The sequence below is a fragment of the Aequorivita aquimaris genome (assembly GCF_001573155.1).
GTDB lineage: Bacteria > Bacteroidota > Bacteroidia > Flavobacteriales > Flavobacteriaceae > Aequorivita > Aequorivita aquimaris.
Genome location: NZ_JRWG01000002.1, coordinates 510,558 through 533,365, shown reverse-complemented (window position 1 = coordinate 533,365; position 22,808 = coordinate 510,558). Strand labels below are relative to the sequence as shown.

General features: G+C 40.8%; 24 protein-coding genes. 12 read left to right on the top strand and 12 right to left on the bottom strand.

Features of this window, described 5'->3' with window-relative positions:
* Window position 1: 1 nt before the first annotated feature.
* From recO to gdhA, 3 genes are all read right to left on the bottom strand, one after another.
* On the bottom strand, window positions 2–721 hold the full coding sequence (gene recO, locus LS48_RS05200) for a DNA repair protein RecO (protein ID WP_062620622.1): 720 nt from the start codon (window positions 719–721) through the stop codon (window positions 2–4).
* Window positions 721–3,018 carry a type IX secretion system anionic LPS delivery protein PorZ gene (porZ, locus tag LS48_RS05195; RefSeq protein ID WP_062620619.1) on the bottom strand — a complete coding sequence of 766 codons (2,298 nt, stop codon included), beginning with the start codon at window positions 3,016–3,018 and terminating at the stop codon, window positions 721–723. The genes recO and porZ overlap by 1 nt, the downstream gene beginning before the upstream one ends.
* A gap of 134 nt (window positions 3,019–3,152) precedes the next feature.
* Window positions 3,153–4,496 carry an NADP-specific glutamate dehydrogenase gene (gene gdhA / locus LS48_RS05190; protein ID WP_062620617.1) on the bottom strand — a complete coding sequence of 448 codons (1,344 nt, stop codon included), beginning with the start codon at window positions 4,494–4,496 and terminating at the stop codon, window positions 3,153–3,155.
* 259 nt (window positions 4,497–4,755) lie between these two features.
* Here gdhA and LS48_RS05185 point away from each other — a divergent pair, with 259 nt between their 5' ends.
* On the top strand, window positions 4,756–5,556 hold the full coding sequence (locus tag LS48_RS05185; protein ID WP_062620615.1) for a THC0290_0291 family protein: 801 nt from the start codon (window positions 4,756–4,758) through the stop codon (window positions 5,554–5,556).
* Window positions 5,557–5,633: 77 nt separating this feature from the next.
* On the opposite strand, the gene LS48_RS05180 is transcribed toward LS48_RS05185, so the two are convergent.
* Window positions 5,634–6,776 (bottom strand): cystathionine gamma-synthase, encoded by a 1,143-nt coding sequence (locus LS48_RS05180; RefSeq protein WP_062620612.1) that lies wholly within the window; start codon window positions 6,774–6,776, stop codon window positions 5,634–5,636.
* Window positions 6,777–6,934: 158 nt separating this feature from the next.
* Between LS48_RS05180 and LS48_RS05175 the strand changes: the two genes are divergently transcribed.
* From LS48_RS05175 to LS48_RS05165, 3 genes are read left to right on the top strand one after another with little or no spacing between them, the layout of a single operon-like run.
* Window positions 6,935–7,693 (top strand): DUF3298 and DUF4163 domain-containing protein, encoded by a 759-nt coding sequence (locus LS48_RS05175; protein WP_062620611.1) that lies wholly within the window; start codon window positions 6,935–6,937, stop codon window positions 7,691–7,693.
* A 9-nt stretch (window positions 7,694–7,702) separates the two neighbouring features.
* A complete protein-coding gene (locus LS48_RS05170) occupies window positions 7,703–8,059 on the top strand; it encodes an arsenate reductase family protein (protein WP_062620608.1) in 357 nt (118 codons plus the stop codon).
* Window positions 8,056–8,958 (top strand): DMT family transporter, encoded by a 903-nt coding sequence (locus LS48_RS05165; protein WP_062620606.1) that lies wholly within the window; start codon window positions 8,056–8,058, stop codon window positions 8,956–8,958. Before LS48_RS05170 ends, LS48_RS05165 begins: the two co-directional genes overlap by 4 nt.
* Here LS48_RS05165 and LS48_RS05160 read toward each other — a convergent pair.
* Window positions 8,955–9,428, bottom strand: a complete 474-nt coding sequence (locus tag LS48_RS05160; protein WP_045080267.1) for an acyl-CoA thioesterase — start codon at window positions 9,426–9,428, stop codon at window positions 8,955–8,957. The two genes, LS48_RS05165 and LS48_RS05160, sit on opposite strands and share 4 nt — an antisense overlap.
* Window positions 9,429–9,582: 154 nt before the next feature.
* Here LS48_RS05160 and LS48_RS05155 point away from each other — a divergent pair, with 154 nt between their 5' ends.
* The 5 genes from LS48_RS05155 (at window position 9,583) to LS48_RS05135 (ending at window position 13,995) form a co-directional block, all read left to right on the top strand.
* On the top strand, window positions 9,583–10,539 hold the full coding sequence (locus tag LS48_RS05155; RefSeq protein WP_062620604.1) for a YheT family hydrolase: 957 nt from the start codon (window positions 9,583–9,585) through the stop codon (window positions 10,537–10,539).
* 81 nt (window positions 10,540–10,620) lie between these two features.
* Window positions 10,621–11,478 carry a YicC/YloC family endoribonuclease gene (locus LS48_RS05150; protein WP_062620602.1) on the top strand — a complete coding sequence of 286 codons (858 nt, stop codon included), beginning with the start codon at window positions 10,621–10,623 and terminating at the stop codon, window positions 11,476–11,478.
* The gene (gene gmk / locus LS48_RS05145) at window positions 11,479–12,051 is read left to right on the top strand and encodes a guanylate kinase (RefSeq protein WP_062620600.1); all 573 of its coding nucleotides are present in this window, start codon (window positions 11,479–11,481) and stop codon (window positions 12,049–12,051) included.
* A 100-nt stretch (window positions 12,052–12,151) separates the two neighbouring features.
* The gene (gene nadD / locus LS48_RS05140; RefSeq protein WP_062620597.1) at window positions 12,152–12,736 is read left to right on the top strand and encodes a nicotinate (nicotinamide) nucleotide adenylyltransferase; all 585 of its coding nucleotides are present in this window, start codon (window positions 12,152–12,154) and stop codon (window positions 12,734–12,736) included.
* A 254-nt stretch (window positions 12,737–12,990) separates the two neighbouring features.
* A complete protein-coding gene (locus LS48_RS05135) occupies window positions 12,991–13,995 on the top strand; it encodes an NAD(P)H-dependent glycerol-3-phosphate dehydrogenase (RefSeq protein ID WP_062620595.1) in 1,005 nt (334 codons plus the stop codon).
* A 33-nt stretch (window positions 13,996–14,028) separates the two neighbouring features.
* Here the strand turns inward: LS48_RS05135 and LS48_RS05130 are convergent, their stop codons facing one another.
* The 6 genes from LS48_RS05130 to LS48_RS05105 form a co-directional block, all read right to left on the bottom strand.
* Complete coding sequence (locus LS48_RS05130) at window positions 14,029–16,191, bottom strand: prolyl oligopeptidase family serine peptidase (RefSeq protein ID WP_062620593.1); 2,163 nt, start codon at window positions 16,189–16,191, stop codon at window positions 14,029–14,031.
* Between the two features lie 109 nt (window positions 16,192–16,300).
* Window positions 16,301–16,681 carry a DoxX family membrane protein gene (locus tag LS48_RS05125; protein WP_062620591.1) on the bottom strand — a complete coding sequence of 127 codons (381 nt, stop codon included), beginning with the start codon at window positions 16,679–16,681 and terminating at the stop codon, window positions 16,301–16,303.
* A gap of 107 nt (window positions 16,682–16,788) precedes the next feature.
* Window positions 16,789–17,778 (bottom strand): aspartate-semialdehyde dehydrogenase, encoded by a 990-nt coding sequence (locus tag LS48_RS05120; RefSeq protein WP_062620588.1) that lies wholly within the window; start codon window positions 17,776–17,778, stop codon window positions 16,789–16,791.
* Window positions 17,779–17,903: 125 nt separating this feature from the next.
* Window positions 17,904–18,314, bottom strand: a complete 411-nt coding sequence (mscL, locus tag LS48_RS05115) for a large conductance mechanosensitive channel protein MscL (RefSeq protein WP_062620586.1) — start codon at window positions 18,312–18,314, stop codon at window positions 17,904–17,906.
* Window positions 18,315–18,392: 78 nt separating this feature from the next.
* Window positions 18,393–19,502 (bottom strand): alanine racemase, encoded by a 1,110-nt coding sequence (gene alr / locus LS48_RS05110; RefSeq protein WP_062620713.1) that lies wholly within the window; start codon window positions 19,500–19,502, stop codon window positions 18,393–18,395.
* A 1-nt stretch (window position 19,503) separates the two neighbouring features.
* A complete protein-coding gene (locus tag LS48_RS05105) occupies window positions 19,504–20,163 on the bottom strand; it encodes a thymidine kinase (RefSeq protein ID WP_062620584.1) in 660 nt (219 codons plus the stop codon).
* Between the two features lie 166 nt (window positions 20,164–20,329).
* On the opposite strand from LS48_RS05105, the gene LS48_RS05100 reads away from it, so the two are divergent.
* Genes LS48_RS05100 through rsmI form a run of 3 tightly spaced genes read left to right on the top strand, consistent with a single transcriptional unit; the run spans window position 20,330 to window position 22,167 of the window.
* Window positions 20,330–21,121, top strand: coding sequence for a DUF8457 domain-containing protein (locus LS48_RS05100; RefSeq protein WP_062620583.1), 792 nt, complete (start codon window positions 20,330–20,332; stop codon window positions 21,119–21,121).
* Window positions 21,122–21,132: 11 nt separating this feature from the next.
* Entirely contained in the window at window positions 21,133–21,489 is a 357-nt protein-coding gene (locus LS48_RS05095; RefSeq protein WP_062620581.1) for a DoxX family protein, read from the top strand.
* A 3-nt stretch (window positions 21,490–21,492) separates the two neighbouring features.
* Window positions 21,493–22,167 carry a 16S rRNA (cytidine(1402)-2'-O)-methyltransferase gene (gene rsmI, locus LS48_RS05090; protein ID WP_062620580.1) on the top strand — a complete coding sequence of 225 codons (675 nt, stop codon included), beginning with the start codon at window positions 21,493–21,495 and terminating at the stop codon, window positions 22,165–22,167.
* Here rsmI and LS48_RS05085 read toward each other — a convergent pair whose 3' ends face one another.
* Window positions 22,168–22,758 carry a carboxymuconolactone decarboxylase family protein gene (locus tag LS48_RS05085; RefSeq protein ID WP_062620578.1) on the bottom strand — a complete coding sequence of 197 codons (591 nt, stop codon included), beginning with the start codon at window positions 22,756–22,758 and terminating at the stop codon, window positions 22,168–22,170.
* Window positions 22,759–22,808: the final 50 nt, after the last annotated feature.

Genomic DNA, 22,808 nt, shown 5'->3' with positions numbered 1-22,808 from the left:
TTTATAAAAACAACTGGTTGAGCACTGCGAGCGATTTCGGTTTTTGGTATCCTTGCACGTGAAAGCTGTAGTAGGAAAGCATCAGTTCCAACAAGTTTTTACGCTGGGTTTTGGTGAGCTTTATTTCCTGCAATGTTTCTAATTTTGTTTCAAAGAACCGTTTAAAGTTTTCTATTTCTTCACCTTCAATACAATAATTTGAAGTATTTGTAGCCTGAAAGTTGCCTTCAACTATATTGAAATAGTTTTTTTGAATTTCCGTAGCATCAGGAAAAAAGCCCAAATACATGCTCAGTTGCAGCAAAAAGAAAATATGGAAATTGGCCACCTCATCATTCTTATCAAGCCACAGGAAGGATTGTTCCAAAAATACAAAAAGGTCTTCATTGGCTTCTTCCTCGCGGATGCAGTTCTTTAGCATTTCGGCCAAAAACATAACCAAGCCGGTTTTTATAACATCGGTATGCAGGGTTTGGTAATGATAGTACACTTTGGCCTCCCTGATATATTCCAACTTTCCCTTGTTTTTATGGTCGGCTACAATTTCAAGTTGTGTGAGCGGCTGAAAAAAAGAGGCTTTTAGCTTCCCTTTCTTCGATTTCAGAATATTGCGAAGTAAATAACTTTTAATGCCCGAAGCTTCAGTAAAGCAACTTACAATAAGATCTGCCTCTGAATATTTTATGGCTGAAAAGACAATGGCTTTGGTGGCAACAACCATTAGCGGATGATCATAATTTTTGCGACCTTGGTCTCCACATTATCCTCTGTGGTTACAAGCACAAGATATACTCCCGAGCGAACTTTATACTTTCCAAAGGCCGTAGTGTCCCAAAGTACGCTTCCTCCTTCTGAAGTTTCCTCAAAAACAAGGCTTCCGGTAATGTCTGTAATTTTTACATTGGCTTGGGCCGTAAGTCCATCAATAGTAACGTTTCCGCTAAAACCTGGACGAACGGGGTTGGGAAAAGCATGCACATTTTCCAAATTGTCACTTGGCGCGGTTGAGGTGCCCCTATAGGCTACAAGCCCTTGTGTGGTTGCAAAATAAACCACGCCCGTAAATGGATCTATTGCTATATCCTGCACATTGTTTGTAGGCAATGGGGAGTTATCTTTGGTGAAGCGAAGCAGCGTTTCCTGTCCATTGGGAGATAAATAGAAAACCCCAGACGAGGTTGTGGCAATCCATTTATTGTTGGAACCATCCACTTCAATATCGGCTATTGTCTGTTCGTATAAAAGTTCCTGCGGCACCCCATCTTCCACTATAATAATGGATTGTGATTCTGGTGTTGTTCCCTCTTCAAAAAAACTTCCGGGACTATAGATTATTCGCAAACCTTTTACGGTTCCTATCCACAACCTGTTTTGGCTATCGAATGCAACAGCGCGGACCGTAGTGGAGGGTAAGTTGCCCAACCCGGCACCTTTATCAATTCTATTCAATCTGTTCGTTGTTGGGTTGTATCCTATTAAGCCGCTTCCATATGTTCCAAAGAAGGCATAGTTTTCTCGGCTTAAAGCTAGTTCTGTTAACGCTACCTCTCCAGGGGCATTAATTATTCCTGAAATATCAGTTTTTTGAAATTGGCCTCCGGGAGTTAATTTTATAAGGCCTTCGTCAGTTTTGCTTTGTACAAACCAGAGATTCCCTTGACTATCAAACTGGGAACCATAAATTCGTATCCCCGCATCAGCGCCCCCAATGTTTATTCTTTCCAACGGGCTATTGGTTTCATCATATAGAATTGTGGGAACACCATCTACTATTTTTAAAAGCCCTTTTTGGTTCGCGCTCATATACACCTCATTGGGCGCATCTGGATTGATGGTTACGTTTACCAAGTCTGTAGGTTCCGCATTTACAGCTAAACTGAGCTCTTCATAAGAGATATTCGTCCAGATAGTATCCTTTAACTGACTTATTCCGAAACGTGATAACGGATATGGATTATAATCTCTATCAACCTCTCCAAAACTTACCCATAATTGTCCGGGTGAAGCATCGATGGAATATGGGCTATTTCTTATTGGACCATTGGGAAGCACTTGGGTAGCTTGCATGCTGCCAAAAGGAACTATTAGCATGCCGTCCTCATTAGTTCCCAAATAAAAATTATTGCCAAAACCATAACCCGAAAGCAAATCGAGATCAAACCCGAGCACTGTGCTTACAGAAGCTTCCTGTACAAATCCTTCGGAATATGCCTGACTGGAAGTTTTGGTAATAATAGTTAACAGATTATCTGCGAGCCTGAATTTTTGTACTTCAGAATTGAAATTTTCTACAGCTATGGTATTCCCATCAGGCGTGAAACGCAAAATAGTGTTGGAACGATTTGAAGCATACAACTCATTTCCTAATTTTTCCGCAGCTCTAAAACCACCACCCATTATTGTGGTCCAGTTTTGATAATCAATCAAGTTATCATCTGCTACAAAAGCCCTGCGCATCCCACTCGTTGAACTTGCTGCAAAAATGTAAGGTTCCTGTACTATCGTCTGTACAATATCTATCTGTGCACCCCCATCGCCTATAAAATAGGTGTCGCCAAATTCAAGCCTAGATAAGTTATAAACCGATATTCCGTATTGGGTTGCTATATAAAGGTTTTCGTTAAATTCCGTAAAATTGTTGATGCGTTTTCTATCGGGTGGAATGGTTTGCTTTTCTAAAATATCTACCACTTTTAAAACGTTTTCCTCGCCTTCTTTTACAATCTCTATCAATCCGTTTGCATATCCAATAACCAATAAATCAAATGCCTCACTGTAGTGTAGGGTGGTTATAGCGTTTCCAGAAAGGCCATTAACAGTTGAAAGGGTTTTTATTTCTTGTGTGGAAAAATCATAGGTAAAAACGGCATTTTCAGCGCCTACATAAATCTTGTTGTCGCCTTGGGAAATATCTTTTACCGAAACATAGGAAAAGTATCCCGTCCAGCGGTCCTCAAAGTTCTGTGCACTTGCCAGAAAGGGAAATATAAATAGCAAAGCAATAACCCACTGCTTCATAGAAATATGGTTTTGAATATTAACACGCTAAAATACTATTTATTGCGGGATGGGAATGAAAAAAGCCTTTCCAAATCTTTTTTTGAAAAAAGACTTTTGGGAAAGGCTATTCCTTTATTTTAAGATATGAAGTATTAAACCACTCCTTGGGCCAGCATGGCATCGGCAACTTTTACAAAGCCGGCAACGTTTGCACCCTTCACATAATCTACATACCCATCGCCATCTTTTCCGTACTCAACGCAAGCTGCGTGGATATCGTTCATGATGCCGTGCAGTTTTTCGTCCACCTCAGCGGCTGTCCAGCTTAAACGCAATGAGTTTTGCGACATTTCCAAGCCTGAAGTTGCAACACCACCTGCATTTGACGCCTTTCCTGGTGAAAACAGGATCTTCGCTTTTTGGAAAGCTTCAATGGCTTCTGGGGTACAAGGCATATTGGCACCTTCACCCACACAGATACAACCGTTGTCCAAAAGCATTTTAGCCTCTTCGCCATTTAATTCGTTTTGGGTTGCGCAAGGCAATGCTATATCGCATTTCACTTCCCAAGGGCGTTTGCCTTCAACATATTTTGCGCCGGTATATTTTTTTGTGTATTCTGAAATTCGGCCGCGCTTTTCGTTTTTCAGTTCCATTACGAAAGCAAGTTTTTCTTCATCAATACCTTCGGCGTCATAGATATATCCAGCAGAATCTGAGAATGTAACTACTTTTCCACCAAACTGGATTGCCTTTTCGGCAGCATACTGCGCAACGTTTCCAGAACCGGAAACAACTACCGTCTTTCCTTTAAAGCTTTCACCTTTGGTTGCAAGCATGTTTTTTGCAAAATATACATTCCCGTAACCGGTTGCTTCAGGGCGTATAAGCGATCCGCCATAAGAGCGTCCCTTACCTGTAAGTACTCCGGTAAATTCATTTCTAATACGTTTATACTGACCATACATATAGCCAATTTCACGCCCCCCCACACCTATGTCTCCCGCGGGAACATCAGTGTCTGGGCCAATATGACGGAAAAGCTCTGTCATAAAACTTTGGCAAAAACGCATGATTTCAGCATCGCTTTTACCTTTTGGGTCAAAGTTGGAACCTCCTTTTCCACCGCCCATTGGCAAGGTGGTCAAGCTGTTTTTAAAGGTTTGCTCAAATCCTAAAAATTTAAGAATACTTAGATTTACTGAAGGGTGAAAACGCAGTCCTCCTTTGTATGGGCCAATGGCTGAATTGAATTCAATTCTATAGCCTTTGTTTACGTGAATTTCACCTTTGTCATCCGTCCAAGGCACTCTAAATAGAATGGTGCGCTCTGGCTCGACCATACGTTCCAACAATTTCTTGTTGGCATATTTTTCGTTTTCTTCAATAAAAGGGATGACGGTTTCAGCAACCTCGGTTACTGCCTGAAGAAATTCAGGTTCATTGGGATTGAGTTTTTCAACTTCAGAAATGAAATCTTTTATACTTTGCTTCATTGGTTAAAATTTTATTTTACTTTTAGCGAATTCCGTTGGTATCTGTTTGTTAGAATGGATTTTATCAAACTATTTTATATCTCAATTTGATGAAAATTTACATTAAATAAACCATTTACATAAGGAAGGAGCAAATATAAGCGTTATGATAAAAACTGTGCGCCAATTTTTTACAAATTAGCTAAATAGCTTTATTAAATTTCACTGTTAAATATGTTTTTATATATTTGTTGTGTCTCAATCTAAACCCATATTTATAATGAATACCAGATTTTTGTTATTGGTATTTTTCTTGTTGGCTTTTGCAAAGCAAGAAGTTTACAGTCAGTTTGGCTTTTCTCACGAGGTGGGTTTAATTACAGGGCCGGTCGTTTTTTATTCAGATTTTGGACAGCGAAACGATTTTGAAACAAATGCTGGAAATGTGGGTGTTGGGGTTGGATTGATACACTATATCAATTTTTCTTACCGTGCAGATTGTAACTGCTATACACGCGATAAGTATTTTAACGACCACTTTAAGATACGTACAGAGATTGATTACCACAAAACTAACTTGGAGCACTTTGGCCGTTGGGTAGAACCAGACCAGACTTCGCTTTTTGCAGATCAATTAAGGGCAATGAGTGGTTCTGTTTCTGTTTTTGAAGTAGGCTCTCAGCTTGAATACTTCCCGTTAAGCATCCGAGATTTTGCGGCAGGCGGCTATAAAATTGCACCTTTTATCAGTTTTGGTGTTCATTGGGTGAATTTTGATCCAGAAGTTTCTTCTACTTTTGGACCGCTAAACAGTCCTATATCAACCCCCGATAAATACTTTAATGCCTTCCAGCAGGATCCTGCTTCAACTTGGGCAGTAGTAGGGAGTGTGGGAATCAGATATAAACTTACGGATTTGAGCGACCTAATGCTTGACGGCCGTTGGCATTATTACTTCTCTGATTGGGTAGACGGTCTTAACCCGACTTTTGAAAATAACGGAACTACGCCAGTTCCCGAAAACAAAGCCAATGAATGGATCTATTGGTTAAATGTGGGCTATATCTATTACATAAATTAAATTATTTCAAATTATATTAAAAAGGCTCGGATTAATAACTCCGAGCCTTTTTCTTTATTTAATATTTAAGGGAATCGCTACCCGATTGCCTGCTTTAAATCTGCAATCAAATCTTCAACGTCCTCAATGCCTACGGAAAGACGTATCAACGAATCAACTACACCTATTTTTTCGCGCTCTTCCTTCGGGATGCTGGCGTGCGTCATACTTGCGGGATGTCCCGCAAGGCTTTCCACGCCGCCGAGGCTTTCCGCCAAGGTGAAAATCTTCAACTTTTCAACTATTTTGATGGCTTCTTCGTAATTATTCCCTTTAGTAACGAAGGAAATCATTCCGCCGAAATCCTTCATTTGTGCCTTTGCGATGGCGTGGTTTGGATGGTTTTCAAAACCGGGCCAATATACTTTTTCGATTTTAGGGTGGTTCGCCAAAAATTCAGCCACTGCTTTTCCATTCTCGCAATGGCGCTGCATTCGGATGTGAAGCGTTTTCAACCCTCGCAAAACCAAAAAACAATCCTGTGGCCCGCAAATGGCGCCACTGGCGTTTTGGATAAAGTATAACCTTTCCGCAAGTGTTTTGTCCTTGACGACCAGAGCGCCCATAACCACATCGCTGTGGCCGCCGAGGTATTTTGTGGCGCTGTGCATCACAATATCGGCACCCATATCCAATGGCTGTTGTAAATAGGGCGTAGCAAAAGTGTTGTCCACGGCAAGCAAAACATTGTGCTTTTTTGCAATGGAAGCCGCTTTTTTAATATCGATTATGTTCATCATCGGGTTGGTTGGTGTTTCTACCCAAATGAGTTTTGTTTTATCATTTACATATTCCTCAATTTTATCGGCGTTTTCCATTCCTACAAAGTGAAACTTTATGCCAAAGCCTTCAAAAATCTTGGTAAACAACCGATAGCTTCCGCCATAAAGATCATTCGTAGAGATTACCTCATCGCCGGGTTTTAATAGTTTCATCACCGCATCAATTGCTGCAAGACCGCTTCCGAAGGCCAGTCCAAATTCACCATTTTCTAAACTTGCAACAGCACGTTCCAAAGCCGCACGCGTGGGGTTTCCGCTGCGCGAATACTGAAAACCTTTGTGCCCACCAGGCGTAGTCTGTGAATAAGTGGAAGTTTGATAAATGGGCGGCATAACCGAACCATACCCTGGATCTACATTGTGCTGCCCGCCGTGTATTGTTTTTGTGTTGAATTTCATAAGAAAATGGTCTTTTTTAAAGTAAGAATCCCAAACGCCAAAACTATATTTCAGGTTTTAATATAACTTTTGCAATCGCTGATTTTAAAGTTATTACTTTTGAATAGCAAATGTAAGGGTTTCGTTTGCTAAAGCTAACCATCTATTCCTTTTAACGTATGAACAGCAAAATTACGGTTGTGGCATTGATTGCACTAATTGTCGTGGGATGCGACCGAGAGAAAAATATTGAGATTTCTTCGCAAAGTTTTACTGAGAGGGAACTTGCAATATGCAAAAACAGCAAATGTCCCGAAGTTACTATCAATTATGTGGAAGTTTTCGGCGATGAGGAGGTTTCCGAAAAAATAAACCAGAAAATCAAACTTTTTATCTTCAATTCCCTATTATTAGGCGAAGACACCCTCCCCACCGCTAAGACCATACAGGAAGCAGCAACTGGTTTTATTGAATCTTACAATGCCGACAAAGCCCAATTTCCAGATATGGCCGGGGAATATTTTGCGGAAATCTCGGTGAACGAAATTTATTCCTCAAAAGAACATATCTGTTTCGAAATGCGCCAATACCTTTTCACCGGTGGGGCCCACGGCTATGGCACCACTTCTTTTTTAAACATTGACCCAAAAACCGGGGAGGAGCTAACTTCAGAAGAGCTTTTTAAAAACAACAAGGAATTTACGGCTTTCGCAGAAAAGAAGTTTCGCGCGGAACAAAAAATTGCAAAAGACCAATCCATTAATGAAAACGGCTTCTGGTTTGAAAATGATGAATTTTATCTACCGGAAAGTGTCGGTTTTACGCAGGATAGCTTAATATTCGTTTACAATCAATACGACATTGCAAGTTATGCAGACGGCCCCATTGAATTGAAAATTGCGATGAAAGAAGCCGAGCCTTTCCTCAGTATTGATTAATTTTGAACTATGCAAAAAGTATATTATTTATCAAGTTGTGATACCTGCAAAAGGGTAATGGACGAAATAAAAATTCCCTCGTCATTCATAAAACAGGACATCAAAGTGCAGGGCATCACCGAGGAGGAATTGGACGAACTTTTTAATCTTACCGATAGTTATGAGGAGCTATTCAGCCGAAGGGCGAAATTGTACCAAGAGCGCAATTTAAAAGAAGAGAAATTGCTCGAGGAAGATTACAAAGGGCTTATTTTGGAACATTACACTTTTCTGAAACGCCCGGTAATCGTAAACAATGATGAAATCTTCATAGGCAGCAGCCCAAAAACTGTTGCAGCCGCAAAAAAATCCATTCATAACAATTGACCAAACCACGCATTTTTGCACTTTTGGCCGCAACCACGGCGAGTACCATCTATGGTATAAACCACACCATCGCCAAAGGATTGATGCCAGATGTAATCCAGCCCTTTGGATTTATTTTGTTGCGGGTTTCGGGAGCAGCATTGGTATTTTGGGGCATTAGCCTTTTCTTCCCTTCGGAAAAAATTGAGCGCCGCGATTGGTTTCGTTTTGTAATCTGCGCTTTTTTCGGAATGGTTTTGAATATGCTCGCCTTTTTTAAAGGATTGAGTCTTTCCACGCCCATCAACAGTTCGGTAATAATTACGCTTTCACCAGTTTTGCTTTTGGTGCTATCAGCATTTATTTTGCGGGAGCGGATAACTTGGATAAAAAGTCTCGGTATATTTTTGGGTCTAGGCGGGGCTTTGGTTTTAATTCTTTTTGGAATTAAGGAACAACCCAATGCACCAAATATTCCACTGGGAAATCTGCTATTTATTGTAAACGCTACTTCCTATTCCGTTTATTTGATTTTGGTGAAACCATTGGTTCCAAAATACAGTTCCATTACTTTTATGAAATTTCTATTTCTCTTTGCGTTTTTAATAAACCTGCCAATCGGCATTTCAGAATTCTCGGAAGTAAATTGGACCAACCTGCCTTTTGAAGCTATTTGGAAACTTGCTTTTGTGGTTATCTGCACCACGGTTATGACCTATCTTTTAAATATTTACGCCCTAAAACAATTGAGCCCTTCAACCATTGGCGCGTTTATTTATTTGCAACCGGTGATAGCAGTTCTCTTTGCTGTATTAGTGGGTGCCGATAGTCTAACCGCTTTGCGAATAGGCGCCTCAGCATTAATCTTTTTGGGCGTTTATCTTTCCACTATAAAGCGCGCCCGTAAAATTACGGACTAAAGATCCTTTGGCCGCTGGCTGTACTTTCGGGTGTTTTCTTTGGTAAGAATTCTGAAATCGTCTGTCTTTTCCAACGCATTGAATATTTCGTAAAATTTCTTCGGAAGACCTACCAGTTTTCTTTCCGTAAGATCAATCCAAGCTCCCATCATTTCGCAACGGGCATAGTTTTTACCGTTTTCATCATAAAAATTGTGCAGGAATTCAAAATACATTCCATCTTCCGAAAGACCTTTCAACTGCAATGAAACCGTTACGGGCTTCCCGGGAAAAAACTCTCGGAAATAATACATATGCTCATAAAATGCCACGGGGCCCAAGTTGTATTCGGCCAAATGCCGCTGGTCCATGCCTCTCTCCAGCATAAAGCTCATCCGGGTGTGGCTCATGTAGTCTATATAGGCACTGTTGCGCAGGTGGCGGTTGGCATCCACATCGCTCCAGCGTATTTCAAATTGTTTTGTGTACATCTTCAAACTTTTATGCAAATTTAAAGTACTTTTGTTATGCAAGCATAGTAAATATGTTTAGTTTCTGTTAAATGTTTTAAAGCGACACTTTGGATTCTGTGGTTGCTATCGATGCTATTATTTTTGGTATTTTGCTTGTAATTTTTAAATAAATATGCCTTTAGTTTCCAGTAAGTTTGAGCCTTCCATTATTTTTAGAAACGCACACTTCGCTACAATTTATTCCGCGAAACTCCGTCCGTCGCCAAAATTGATGCAACAGCGCGAACGTCTGCAATTGCCCGATGGCGATTTTATGGATATCGATTGGTCCTTTTCCGAAAAGAATTCACGGAAAGTTGCAATCATGCTTCACGGTCTGGAAGGCAACGCCCAGCGAACCTATATGAAAGGGCAAGCAAAGATTTTAAACCAAAACGGTTGGGATGTTGCTGCGGTGAATTTTCGCGGTTGCAGTGGGGAGACCAATCTTTCGTATCAATCATACAACGCAGGGAAAACGGACGATTTGGAAGCCGTCATCAATTCTATTTTGATAAAAGATAAATACGGTGAAATAGCGCTCGTAGGTTTCAGTTTGGGCGGAAATTTACTCTTGAAATATTTGGGCGAGCGCGAATCCTTTCCGAAGGAAATAAAAAAAGCCGTCGCCATTTCCACGCCCTTGAGTTTAAAAGGTTCTTTGGAATCTTTGAATGAATTTTCAAACTGGGTTTACCGCAACTCCTTTTTGATAAACCTTCGGAAAAAGTACAAAACTAAGATGAAGGATTTCCCCGAAAAAATGACGGCTTCAGATTACAAAAAAATCACTTCCCTTTTGGAATTTGACAACGTTTATACCGCGCCGGCACACGGGTTTAAGGATGCGTTTGATTATTACGAAAAAAACAGCAGCTTGCAATTTCTTCCGAAAATTAAAATTCCGGTCCTTGTTTTAAATGCCGAAAACGATAGCTTCCTTTCTTCGGAATGTTATCCAACGGATTTGGCTTCAAAAATGAAAAACCTTTTCCTCGAAACGCCAAAATACGGCGGACACGTGGGTTTTCATCAAACCAATAAATTGTATTATAGTGAAAAACGCACCATGCAATTCTTGAATGAATAATTGGGTTTGAAAACCCTCACACCTCAGACCCACAACCTACCACCTAATTTTATTACCTTTGCCCTTCATTAAAACAGGAATATGATCCAATCCATGACGGGCTACGGCAAAGAAGTTGTTCAGTTGCCTTCCAAAACCATTACCATCGAAATCAAATCTTTAAACAGCAAAGGGCTCGACCTCAACACGCGCGTGCCCTCGGCTTACCGTGAAAAGGAGCTTGAAATCCGCGATTTGCTCGCAAAATCATTGCAACGGGGAAAAGTGGATTTTTCACTTTATATTGAAGTGACGGGTGAGGAGGTAACCACGCAGCTGAATGAAGGCGTTGTAAAGCAATATATAAAGCAATTGGCAAACGTGGTAAATGGCGACCCCGTGGAACTTTTAAAAATGGCAGTGCGCATGCCCGATGCCTTGAAAACCGAACGCGAGGAAATTGACGAGAAGGAATATAAAGCTATTTTGAAAGGAATTGACAAAGCGCTGGAAGCCATAAACGAATACAGGACCGATGAAGGTTTGGTTTTGGAAAACGACTTTTTGGAGCGTTCCAAAACTATTTCAAAATTGTTGGAAGAAGTGATTGCCTTGGACCCTGAAAGAATTGACGGCGTAAAGGAAAGATTGCGCAAGGCGGTTGCAGATTTAAAGGAAAAAGTGGATGAAAACCGCTTTGAGCAGGAATTGATCTATTACCTTGAAAAATACGACATCACCGAAGAAAAAGTTCGCCTTAAAAACCATTTGGAGTATTTTGAGGAATCCTTGAAATCGCACGATTCCAACGGAAAAAAATTGGGTTTCATTACACAGGAAATTGGCCGTGAAATCAACACCATTGGCAGCAAGGCAAATTATGCGCCTATGCAACAAGTGGTGGTGCAAATGAAGGACGAGCTTGAAAAAATTAAGGAACAAGCGTTAAACGTTTTATAGATGGAAGGAGGGAAATTGATTGTTTTTTCGGCCCCTTCCGGCAGTGGGAAAACCACTATCGTACAACATTTGCTGAAACAGGACGACCTCAACTTGGAATTTTCGGTTTCGTGTACAAGTCGCGAGCCACGGGGTGATGAAAAACATGGCGAAAATTATTATTTCATCTCGTTGAAGGAATTTAAGCAGCACATTAAAAATGGCGATTTTTTGGAGTGGGAAGAGGTGTATCGCGATAATTTTTACGGCACTTTAAAAAGTGAAGTGGAACGCATTTGGAGCCACGGAAAAAACGTGATTTTTGATATTGACGTTGCTGGCGGACTTCGGATTAAAAAGAAATATCCGGAAAAAACGCTAGCAGTTTTTGTAAAACCGCCCAGTATCGACGAGTTGAAAATTCGACTTAAAAAACGCAAAACCGAGAGCGATGAACGCATCAATATGCGCATTGCAAAGGCCTCGGTGGAATTGGCGACTGCGCCGCAGTTCGACAAAATTATTAAAAACCACGATTTGGAAACGGCCTTGAAGGAAGCGCATGATTTGGTGGAAGATTTTATAAAATCATAAAAATAATCCCGTACAGACGCACGGCCGTGCGTCTCAGATGCGGGAACGTATCCCAAATATAAACGTGCAGACGCACGACCGTGCGTCTCTACAGATAAAAATGGCAAAAAAAATCGGACTCTACTTCGGCACTTTCAACCCCATTCACGTGGGGCACTTGATCATTGCCAACCACATGGTGGAGTTCAGCGATTTGGATGAGGTCTGGTTTGTGGTTACGCCACACAATCCGCATAAAAAGAAAAAAACGCTTTTGGAAGACCATCATCGGTTAGCGATGGTGCGGATTGCCGTGGAGGAGTATCCGAAGCTACAGGCCAGCAATGTGGAGTTTGACCTGCCACAGCCCAATTATACAGTGAATACTTTGGTGCATTTGGAAGAAAAATATCCCGAAAAAAATTTCAGTTTGATTATGGGCGAGGACAACCTGAAAAGTCTTCACAGGTGGAAAAATTATGAGGTTATTTTAGAACGCTATTCAATCTATGTTTATCCAAGAATTTCCGAAGGAACTGTGGAAACACAATTTGACAATCACAAAAAGATAAAGAAAGTTGATGCGCCTATTATTGAGCTTTCTTCAACATTTATTCGCAAGGGCATAAAAGCTGGAAAAAATATTCGGCCTATGCTTTCGGCTGAGGTTTGGACGTATTTGGATGAGATGAATTTTTATAAATAAATTCTCTTCAGAATAGACTCCTCATCTTTACAGATATAAAAAAAAACCGCCCCACCAAACTAACACTTGTGGGGCGGCTTCAACTAAATAACCAACCAAAATCATTGAAACTACTTTCGAAATGATTTGAAGTTTCATCTCAATAATCAAAAGCCATAACGCCGACTACCTTGAAAACATTGTGCCGCCAATCTTAAGCTACTGTTAAATGTTTTGGAAGTATTTGTGTACTTTTGAAATAAGAAAGTAAATCAATGTCAGAAAAACTAAAATTTGCAGTCTTTGGCGGTGGAAGTTGGGCCACAGCCATCGTAAAGATGCTTTGTGAAAACCTTGAGGAGGTTTGTTGGTATATGCGGAGTAAGGAAGCTGTAGATTTCATAAAGAAGCATCGCCATAACCCCAATTATTTAAGCTCTGTTGAATTCAATCTAAGTCAACTTAAGTTGAGCAATGATATTAATGAAACCGTGCGGTGTGCCGATTGCCTGATCTTTGTTATTCCATCTGCTTTCCTTCATAAGGAATTGGAAAAGCTAACCGTTTCCTTGGAAGACAAAATAGTTTTTTCGGCCATTAAAGGAATTGTTCCAGAAACCAGCCTTATTGTGGGCGATCATTTCAATACGCATTATAAAGTTCCGTTCAATAATATTGGGGTCATCTCCGGGCCCTGCCATGCCGAGGAAGTAGCATTGGAAAGATTGTCCTATTTAACCATTGCCAGTGCGGATGATGAAAAGGCTAAGCTGGTGGCCAATGTACTGGGTAGCGATTACATAAAATGCACTACCAGTGACGATGTATTGGGGATAGAATATGCCGCAATGCTCAAAAATATTTACGCGGTGGCAGCTGGAATTGCACACGGGCTCGGGTATGGTGACAACTTTCAAAGTGTATTGATGAGCAATGCCATCCGCGAGATGAAAAAATACGTGAAAAAGGTTCACAAAATGAAGCGTGACATCAACGATTCTGCTTATTTAGGCGATTTATTGGTTACCGGATATTCTGTTTTTAGCCGAAACCGTTTATTCGGAACAATGATTGGGAAAGGCTATACCGTTAAAAGCGCACAATTGGAGATGAGTATGATTGCCGAAGGGTATTATGCTACCAAGAGCGCCTATAAACTGAACCAACAAAAAGGCAAGAAAAAAGCCAAGACCCCCATAATAAATGCAGTATACGAAGTGCTCTACGAAAATAAAGACCCCAGAAAAACATTTAATAAACTAACTGAAAAGCTAGATTAAAAAAAGAGCTCCTCAAATTGAGGAGCTTTTCTTTTATTGCTTTATTTCTTTATTGATATTTTCAGGCAATTCTTCATAACCCATATTAAACAGGGTAAACCCAAAAATATCTGCATACTGCTCGATAGTCTTGCTCACGGGTGTTCCCGCTCCGTGACCGGCATCGGTTTCAATTCTAATTAAAACGGGGTTATTGCCCGTTTGTTTAGACTGAAGTTCTGCAGCAAATTTAAAACTGTGCGCTGGCACTACCCTATCATCGTGATCGCCAGTAGTAATTAAAGTTGCGGGGTATTCCACACCTTCCTTTACATTATGCAATGGCGAATAGCCTTTTAAATATTCAAACATTTCTTTGCTGTCTTCCGCTGTTCCGTAGTCGTACGCCCAACCTGCACCTGCGGTGAAGGTGTGGTAACGAAGCATATCCAATACACCCACTGCCGGAAGAGCCACTTTCATCAATTCGGGGCGTTGCGTCATGGTAGCGCCCACGAGCAAGCCTCCATTTGAGCCGCCACGAACCGCGAGATAATCACTGGAAGTATAATTGTTTTCTATTAAATATTCAGCGGCAGCTATAAAATCGTCAAACACGTTTTGCTTTTTCATCTTAGTGCCGGCGTCGTGCCATTTTTTTCCATATTCCCCGCCTCCGCGAAGGTTGGGTACGGCATAAATACCGCCCTGCTCCATCCAAACCGCGTTTGCTATGCTGAAACTTGGCGTCAAACTTATGTTGAAACCACCGTAGCCATATAGAATAGTTGGATTTTTGCCGTCCATTTTCAATCCTTTTTTGTGAGTAATGATCATCGGGATTTTGGTACCATCTTTTGAATTATAAAAAACTTGGTGGCTTTCAAAATTTTCAGGGTTGAAGTCAATTTCAGGTTTTATGAACAACTCAGAATTTCCGCTTGCAATATCATATTTATAGATGCTGCCGGGAGTAACATAATTTGTGAAGGAATAGTACAGTTCCTTTTCTTCCTTCTTTGTACCAAAACCACCTGCCGAACCAACGCCAGGAAGTTTTACTTCTCGGATCAATTTTCCATCATAGTCATATTGTAATACTTTTGAAACGGCATCTACCATGTAATTTGCAAAGATGTTTCCACCTCCGGTACTAGGCGAAAGTACATTTTCTGTTTCAGGAATAAAATCTACCCAATTATCTGGAGTAGGATTATTGGCATCTACGGTAACTATCTTCCTATTTGGTGCATTTCTATTGGTAACTATATATAATTTTGAACCTACGTTTTCCAAAATAGAGGTATCAGAGTCGGTATCATCCAAAATAGTTACGAACGCAGCGCCGGGCTTTGTTAGATCCTTTATAAATAGTTTATTCCCCGAAGTTGAAGTACTTGCTCTAATTATAAGATAATTGTTGTCCTCGGTAACACTCGCATTTATGTACCGGTGCTTTTCCTCTGGGGTGGCACCAAAGATTACCTTATCCTCGCTTTGAGGTGTTCCCATTTTATGATAATACACTTTATGCTGATCTGTTTTTGCGGAAAGCTCACTACCTTTTGGCTTGTCATAACTGGAATAGTAGAATCCATCCTCACCCTTCCACGAAAGGCTACTGAACTTGATATCCTTTAGCGTATCGCCTACCAATTCCTTGGTTTCGGTGTTCATTACAAGTACTTTTCGCCAATCGCTTCCACCTTCGGAAATGCTATAAGCCAGTTTGCTTCCGTCTTTGGAAAAACTTGTTTCGCCCAATGAAATGGTGCCATCTTCCTTAAAAGTATTGGGATCTAAAAATACTTCGGCAGTACTTGGGTCTTCCCCAGTTTTGTAGCGATATAGCACATATTGGTTCTGAAGACCGTCATTTTTGTAGAAATAAGTATAGTCGCCTTCTTTAAACGGAGGCCCTACTTTTTCATAGTTCCATAAATCGGAAAGCCGTCCCTTTAATTCTTCCCGAAACGGAATTTTATTCAAATAATCAAAAGTCACCTCGTTTTCGGCCTTTACCCATTCAGCGGTCTCGGCACTTCGGTCGTCTTCCAACCAACGATAGGGATCCTTTACTTCTTCACCGAAGTAGGTATCAACGGTATCAACTTTTTTTGTTTGAGGATAGGTCACGGAAATAACTTCTTTTTTTGGTTCTTCCTTACAGCCCACAAAGGCAAGTACAAGGATTGCTGGAACAATTGTAAATTTCATATTATTGATTTTTTCGAAATGTAAATGTAATGTTTTTACTTAAAAGGAAATATTGCAATATGTAAAAGGCTTCCGCAAAGAAGCCCTTAAATACTGCGTACAGTTGAATTTAATGAAATAAGGGTTTATAAACTTTCCAATGCTTATAAATCAAAATAACATTCAATATAGTTATTACCAAGGCCACAAGAAGACCTGGTGTATCCAAAAATAAATGAAATAATAAGATATTAACCGTAATGGGGGCCAACAAAAGCAATGCAAACGAAACCCACTTATTAATAAGCAAAAGCAAACCGATAAAGATTTCCAAAATTCCAATGACTTTTAGAATGTAGCCTGTGCTGCTAAGCGAATCGATAAAAATTGCCGCATCTCCCGTATAAATATGTGTAGGCATAATGTGAAGATTAATCAATTTGCTTAGTCCAAAAAAAAGTAATCCCAAGCCTAAAACGATTCTCAGGATTTTAGTAAATGTTGAATTCATAGGCTTTACGTTTAAGGGTTAATCCTTTAAAGGTACTGAAAAATAAAAAACGCACCTTTAAATAAAGTGCGTTTTTTTAACAAATTTTTAGTTTTTCTCTTAAATGCTTAAACTAGCTTATTGTTTACCAAGTATTCTGCAATTTGAACGGCATTGGTAGCAGCGCCTTTCCGAAGATTATCGCTCACAATCCACATATTCAACGTATTGGGTTGTGACTCGTCCCGACGAATTCTTCCCACAAACACTTCGTCTTTGTCGTGCGCGTACATAGGCATCGGGTAAGTGTTGGTATCTGGATTGTCCTGAACGGTTATACCTGGTGTTTCGTGAAGTACTTTTCGTATATCACTCAATTCAAAATCGTTTTCAAACTGCACGTTTACCGCTTCGCTGTGGCCACCGGCCGTAGGAATTCTCACCGCCGTGGCAGTAACTGAAAATGTACGGTCATCCAATATTTTTTGGGGTTCGCGGGCCAGCTTCATCTCTTCCTTTGTGTAACCATTCGCTTCAAAAACATCACAATGTGGAAGCGCGTTTTTATGGATAGGATACGGGTAAGCCATTTCTCCCTTTACTCCCGCCATTTCGTTCTCCATTTGCCGTACTGCCTTTAGGCCCGTTCCCGAAACAGATTGGTAGGTAGAAACCACTACCCTTTTCATTTTATACTTTTTATGAAGTGGCGCCAAAGCCATCACCAGTTGGATAGTGGAACAGTTGGGGTTCGCGATTATTTTATCTTCTTTTGTAAGTAAGTGGGCATTGATTTCCGGAACGATAAGCTTTTTATCGGCTTCCATGCGCCACGCTGAAGAGTTATCTATTACGGTAGTACCCACCTCTGCAAATTTTGGCGCCCATTCCAAAGAAGTGCTTCCGCCAGCCGAAAATAGGGCGATATTGGGTCTTGCCGCAACAGCCTCCTCTAAACCGATAACTTTATGGTTTTTTCCTTTAAAGGAAATTTCCTTTCCTACAGATTTTTCCGAAGCTACCAAAAGCAGTTCGTCAATCGGGAAATTGCGTTCCTGCAACACTTTCAACATTACCTCGCCAACCATCCCGGTGGCACCAACCAAAGCTAATTTCATTGTTTTATAATTTTAGGCAAAAGTAATTTATAGTAAGCTATTATTTCTGAATAAAAAGCAAAAAAAACCCTCTCCATTTTGGAGAGGGGTTAGGTTAGAATATGTAATGCAGCGGTGGCTGTAAATTATTTTTTTCTGAGTTCGTCGCGAATCTGCATCAGCAAATCCTTTTCAGAGGGCCCTGGATCTGGCGCAGGAGCTTCTTCTTTTTTCTTGCGTACTTTTCCGTAGGCTTTCACTATCAAGAATAATACAAAACCAACGATAATTAAATTGATGATAGAGTTTATCCATTTTCCGTACATAATGGCGTTCTCGGGCTTGGTAATCTCTCCATCGGGAGTAACCACGGCCTCTGAAAGCACTACTTTTAAATCGGCGAAGTCAACACCTCCGGTAAAATTACCTACTATGGGCATCATCACATCATTGGTGAAACTTGAAACAACAGTGCCTACTGCAGCGGCAAGTAGAACAGCTACGGCAAGGTCTACCACATTGCCGGTCATAATAAAATCCCTAAATTCTTTTAACATGTTGATTGGTTTTAGAAGTTAATAGCCACTAATTTACTCAAAAAGAATTCATTTTCTCAAATAATTTCCCAAAAGGAATTAATTCCTACAAACAACCCGTTTCACTCTTTGGGAAACTGCAGTAATCAATTCATAGGAAATAGAATTTATCGTGGCCGATAATTCCTCAGCAGTGGAAGAAGGTCCAAATACAATGGCCTCATCACCTTCCTGACATTCAATACCGGTAACATCAACCATAATCATATCCATGCACACATTGCCAAGAATGGGCGCTTTTTTTCCGTGTATGGTCACCCAGCCTTTTCCTTTTCCGTAGGAACGTGGAATTCCGTCAGCGTGGCCAATAGGAAGCGTTGCTGACATTGTAGTTTTTTCGGCTATAAAACCTCGGTTGTAGCCCACGCTTTCATTTTTTTGTACCGTATGGATTTGTGAAATGACCGTTTTTAAAGTGCCAACAGGCTTTAAATGTTTGTTCTCCTCTTTATCATTTCCAAAACCGTAAAGACCTATACCCGTGCGCACCATGTCAAAATGTGCTTCGGGATAGTTGATAATTCCAGAGGTGTTGGCGCAATGCAGCAAGGGTTTGTAGCCAAGTTTTTCTGAAAGTTCTTCAGAAATTTTTCGAAAATCTTCAATCTGTCTTTTTGTAAAATCCTTCAGCTTTAAATCTTCACTCGCGGCAAGATGTGAAAAAGCAGATTTTACCTTTACAGTTGTGGTTTTTGAAAGTGTTTCCACAATAAAATCCACATCACTTTCAACAAAACCCAAGCGGTTCAAACCCGTGTTGAATTTTAAGTGAATTGGGTAATCTTTCTGTTTTTTCTCTTCAGCGAAAGCAACGAATTCCTTTAGTGTTTTTCGGGAATAAATACTGGGTTCCAAACAGCGATCCACGATTACTTCAAAATTAATGGGTAGCGGATGCAGCACCAAAATGGGGGTTTCAATCTTTGCATTTCTAAGGGTTTCGCCTTCATTTGCATACGCAACTGCAAAATAATCAACGCCTAATACCACAAGTTCTTTTGCAATAACTACAGAATCGCTTCCATAGGCAAAAGCTTTTACTACTGCAAGTACTTTAGTGTTGGGCTTTAATTTTGAGGTAAGGTATTTATAATTATTGTCGAGTGCATTTAAATCAATCTCCAATAATGTTTCGGTGGCTTTGGGCATATTACGCTTGTTTTCCAGGTTTTTCAGGAGCATTCTGCTTACTCAGGTCTTCAGCATCTTTTACTTCCAGTTTTACCACTTTGTCCCGAAGTTGTGCCTTAAAAAATGCAGCGCGGCTCAAAGGTTCGTATTCTTCAGTTTCACCAAGCAATACAAGGTCTTGGCTTTTCGCTTTGCGGTAACTGTAATTGGCAAGGTTTCCCGTGCGGGTACATACGGCATGAACCTTGGTAACATATTCGGCTGTAGCCATTAATGCGGGCATTGGCCCAAACGGATTTCCTTTGTAGTCCATATCCAATCCTGCAACTATCACACGAACGCCGCGATTGGCGAGATCGTTACATACTTTTACTATTTCGTCATCAAAAAATTGGGCCTCATCTATTCCCACCACATCACAGTTATCTGCAAGTATAGGGATGTTTGCAGCAGCGGGAACGGGCGTGGAACGAATTTGGTTGCTATCGTGGCTGGTCACGGCATCCTCGGCATAACGTGTGTCTATGGATGGTGTAAAAATTTCGACTTTTTGACGGGCAAACTGGGCGCGTTTCAACCTTCGGATTAGCTCTTCGGTCTTTCCTGAAAACATAGATCCGCAGATTACCTCAATCCAGCCAAATTGTTCTTTCTGATTTACGGTATTTTCAAGAAACATAGTTTAATTTTACGCGAAACATTTAGTAATAATGCTATTCCCTAAACGTATTCAACTTGAAGATTGTTTGTGGTTTTGAACAAGAAAACAAAAATAGTTGACGTTTACATAAAGGATGCGTAAATTTATAAAAACAAAATAGAAAATCCGGTTAATTTAAAAAGATATGAAGAAGAAACTCCGTGAGCAGGTAACAGCGCTAGCACAGCAATTAATTGAAGAAGAAAAAACGTTTAAAGCCGCCTCCATAAAGGGATTGGTGGGTGAGCTTCATGAAAAATTGGCCGTGCTCGAATATCTTGAAAATCAATTGGAAGAGCCTACCGAACAACCAACCGCTGAATCGCTAGATTCAAAAAGCTTCCGGGAGGAAAATTGGTTTACCGAGCCAGAACCCGTGCCACAACCCGAACACAAGGAAGACCTGATTGAACCTTTGATGGAAAAAATAAAGGATATTGTGGCGCAAATGCCGGAAGAAAGCGAGCGCATAGACGAACTTTTGGATGAAATGCTTCCAAAAAACCACGAAAGCGAAACTGCCAAAATTCAGGAAAAGCCAACGCCAAAATATGCTAAAAACGATTTGGAGGAGTTTGCGTCAAACTACCAGCAAATGCCAGAATTTGAAAGAAAAACCACTGCGCTTTTTCCCAAATCCGTAGAAGGAAAAGAAGCCAGTAAAACATTGACCGAATCGCGCGCAAGATCTATCAATGATACCATAAATAAAGGCTTGAACATAGGCCTTAACGACCGTTTGGCATTTATTAAACATCTTTTTGAAGGACAGACTGAGGATTATACCCGCGTGCTTTCACAGATAAATACGATGGAGAGTTTTGAGGAAGCACAAAGTTTCATCAAAGGCAAAGTAAAGCCAGATTACAACTATTGGCTCAACAAAGAAGAGTATTCCGAAAGGTTTATGAACATTATCGAAAAGCGCTTCAACTAAATTTCACATTTATGACAGCCCAAAAATCAATCTATTGGATAGCCACAGGGCTGCTAAGTGCTCTCTTTCTGTATTCCGCAGTTATGTACTTAACCGATACTGCGGTAATTGAAGGATATTACCAGGATTATCAATACCCCACCTATTTGGTAATTCCAATGGCGCTTGCAAAAATCTTTGCAATTGTTTTTATCCTTTTACGAAAACCAAAATGGGTCATGGAATGGGCATATGCCGGACTCTTTTTTGATATGGTTTTGGCCTGCTTTGCGCATTATCGGCTTAACGACCCAGGGATAACGCTTCCTTTGTTGGGAATTCTTTTTTTGTTGGTTTCCTATTTCTTCGGAAAAACTGTACGCCCATAAATTATGACGGGAAAACTCTATTTGGTGCCTACACCCATTGGCAATTTAAAAGACATGACCTTTCGCGCTGTTGAAGTGCTGAAGGACGTAGATTTAATTTTAGCCGAAGATACACGCAACAGTGGAAAACTGTTGAAACATTTTGAAATAGGCACCCAAATGCACTCGCACCACATGCACAATGAGCACAAAACGGTGGAAGGTATTGTAAAGCGGATTCAAAACGGTGAAAACATTGCGCTCATTAGCGATGCCGGAACTCCCGCCATTAGTGACCCCGGATTTTTATTGACTCGAGCCTGCATAGAAGCTGGTATTGAAGTAGATTGCCTGCCTGGCGCCACAGCCTTTGTTCCAGCACTTGTAAACAGTGGTTTCCCGAATGATAAATTTGTTTTTGAAGGTTTTCTTCCTGTGAAAAAAGGCAGACAAACCCGACTCGAACTTTTAGCCGAAGAAACCAGAACCATTATTTTTTATGAATCGCCGCACAAACTGCTAAAAACCCTTGCGCAATTTGTGGAATATTTTGGTGCCGAAAGACCAGTTTCCGTTTCGCGGGAATTGACAAAACTACACGAAGAAACTGTCCGTGGAACTGCCGAAGAAGTTTTAAAGCATTTTGAAAATAAGCCCCCGAAAGGAGAGATTGTGGTTGTTGTAAAAGGAAATAGTTGATTAAATGTGCTTACCCTTATTCCAACCGTGTTTACCAAGATACTGCTCCCCACTTTCCACAGCGCCCTCTTCAATGGAAGTTCCCATAGAGTCGTTCCAGCGGTTTAAATAACCAAAAAGCGAAATAACGCCAAGCATTTCCACAATTTCGCCTTCGTTCCAATATTTGTAAAGTCTTTCTTTAATTTCCCCGTCAACCGCATTTGGCACTTGGCTGGCAGCCAAAGAAAAGTCCAAAGCGGCTCGTTCCGCTTCCGAAAAGGCGGGATGGGTTCTGTATTCCCAAATGTTGTCAAGCTGTTCCTGCTCCGCTCCGTAGCGTTCCGCAGCGCGGATGGCGTGGGCTTGGCAATAGCGGCAACCTGTGGCATTGCTGCTTACCCAAGCAATCATTCTTTTAAAGGAAGAAGTAACGCGTCCCTCATTAGCCATTACGGCTTTGTTGAGATTGATAAACGCTTTGCTTATTGCCGGGCGGTGTTGCATCGTTAGTACGCTATTGGGACAGAAGCCGAGGGTTTCGTTGAAAAATTCAGCCAATTGTTTGGTTTCGGTGTCGTGGTCTGGGGAAAGCGGTGTTACTAATGGCATCGGTAATTTTTAGAATATTTTATCCGAAGATAGGAATTGCCGATGGCAAA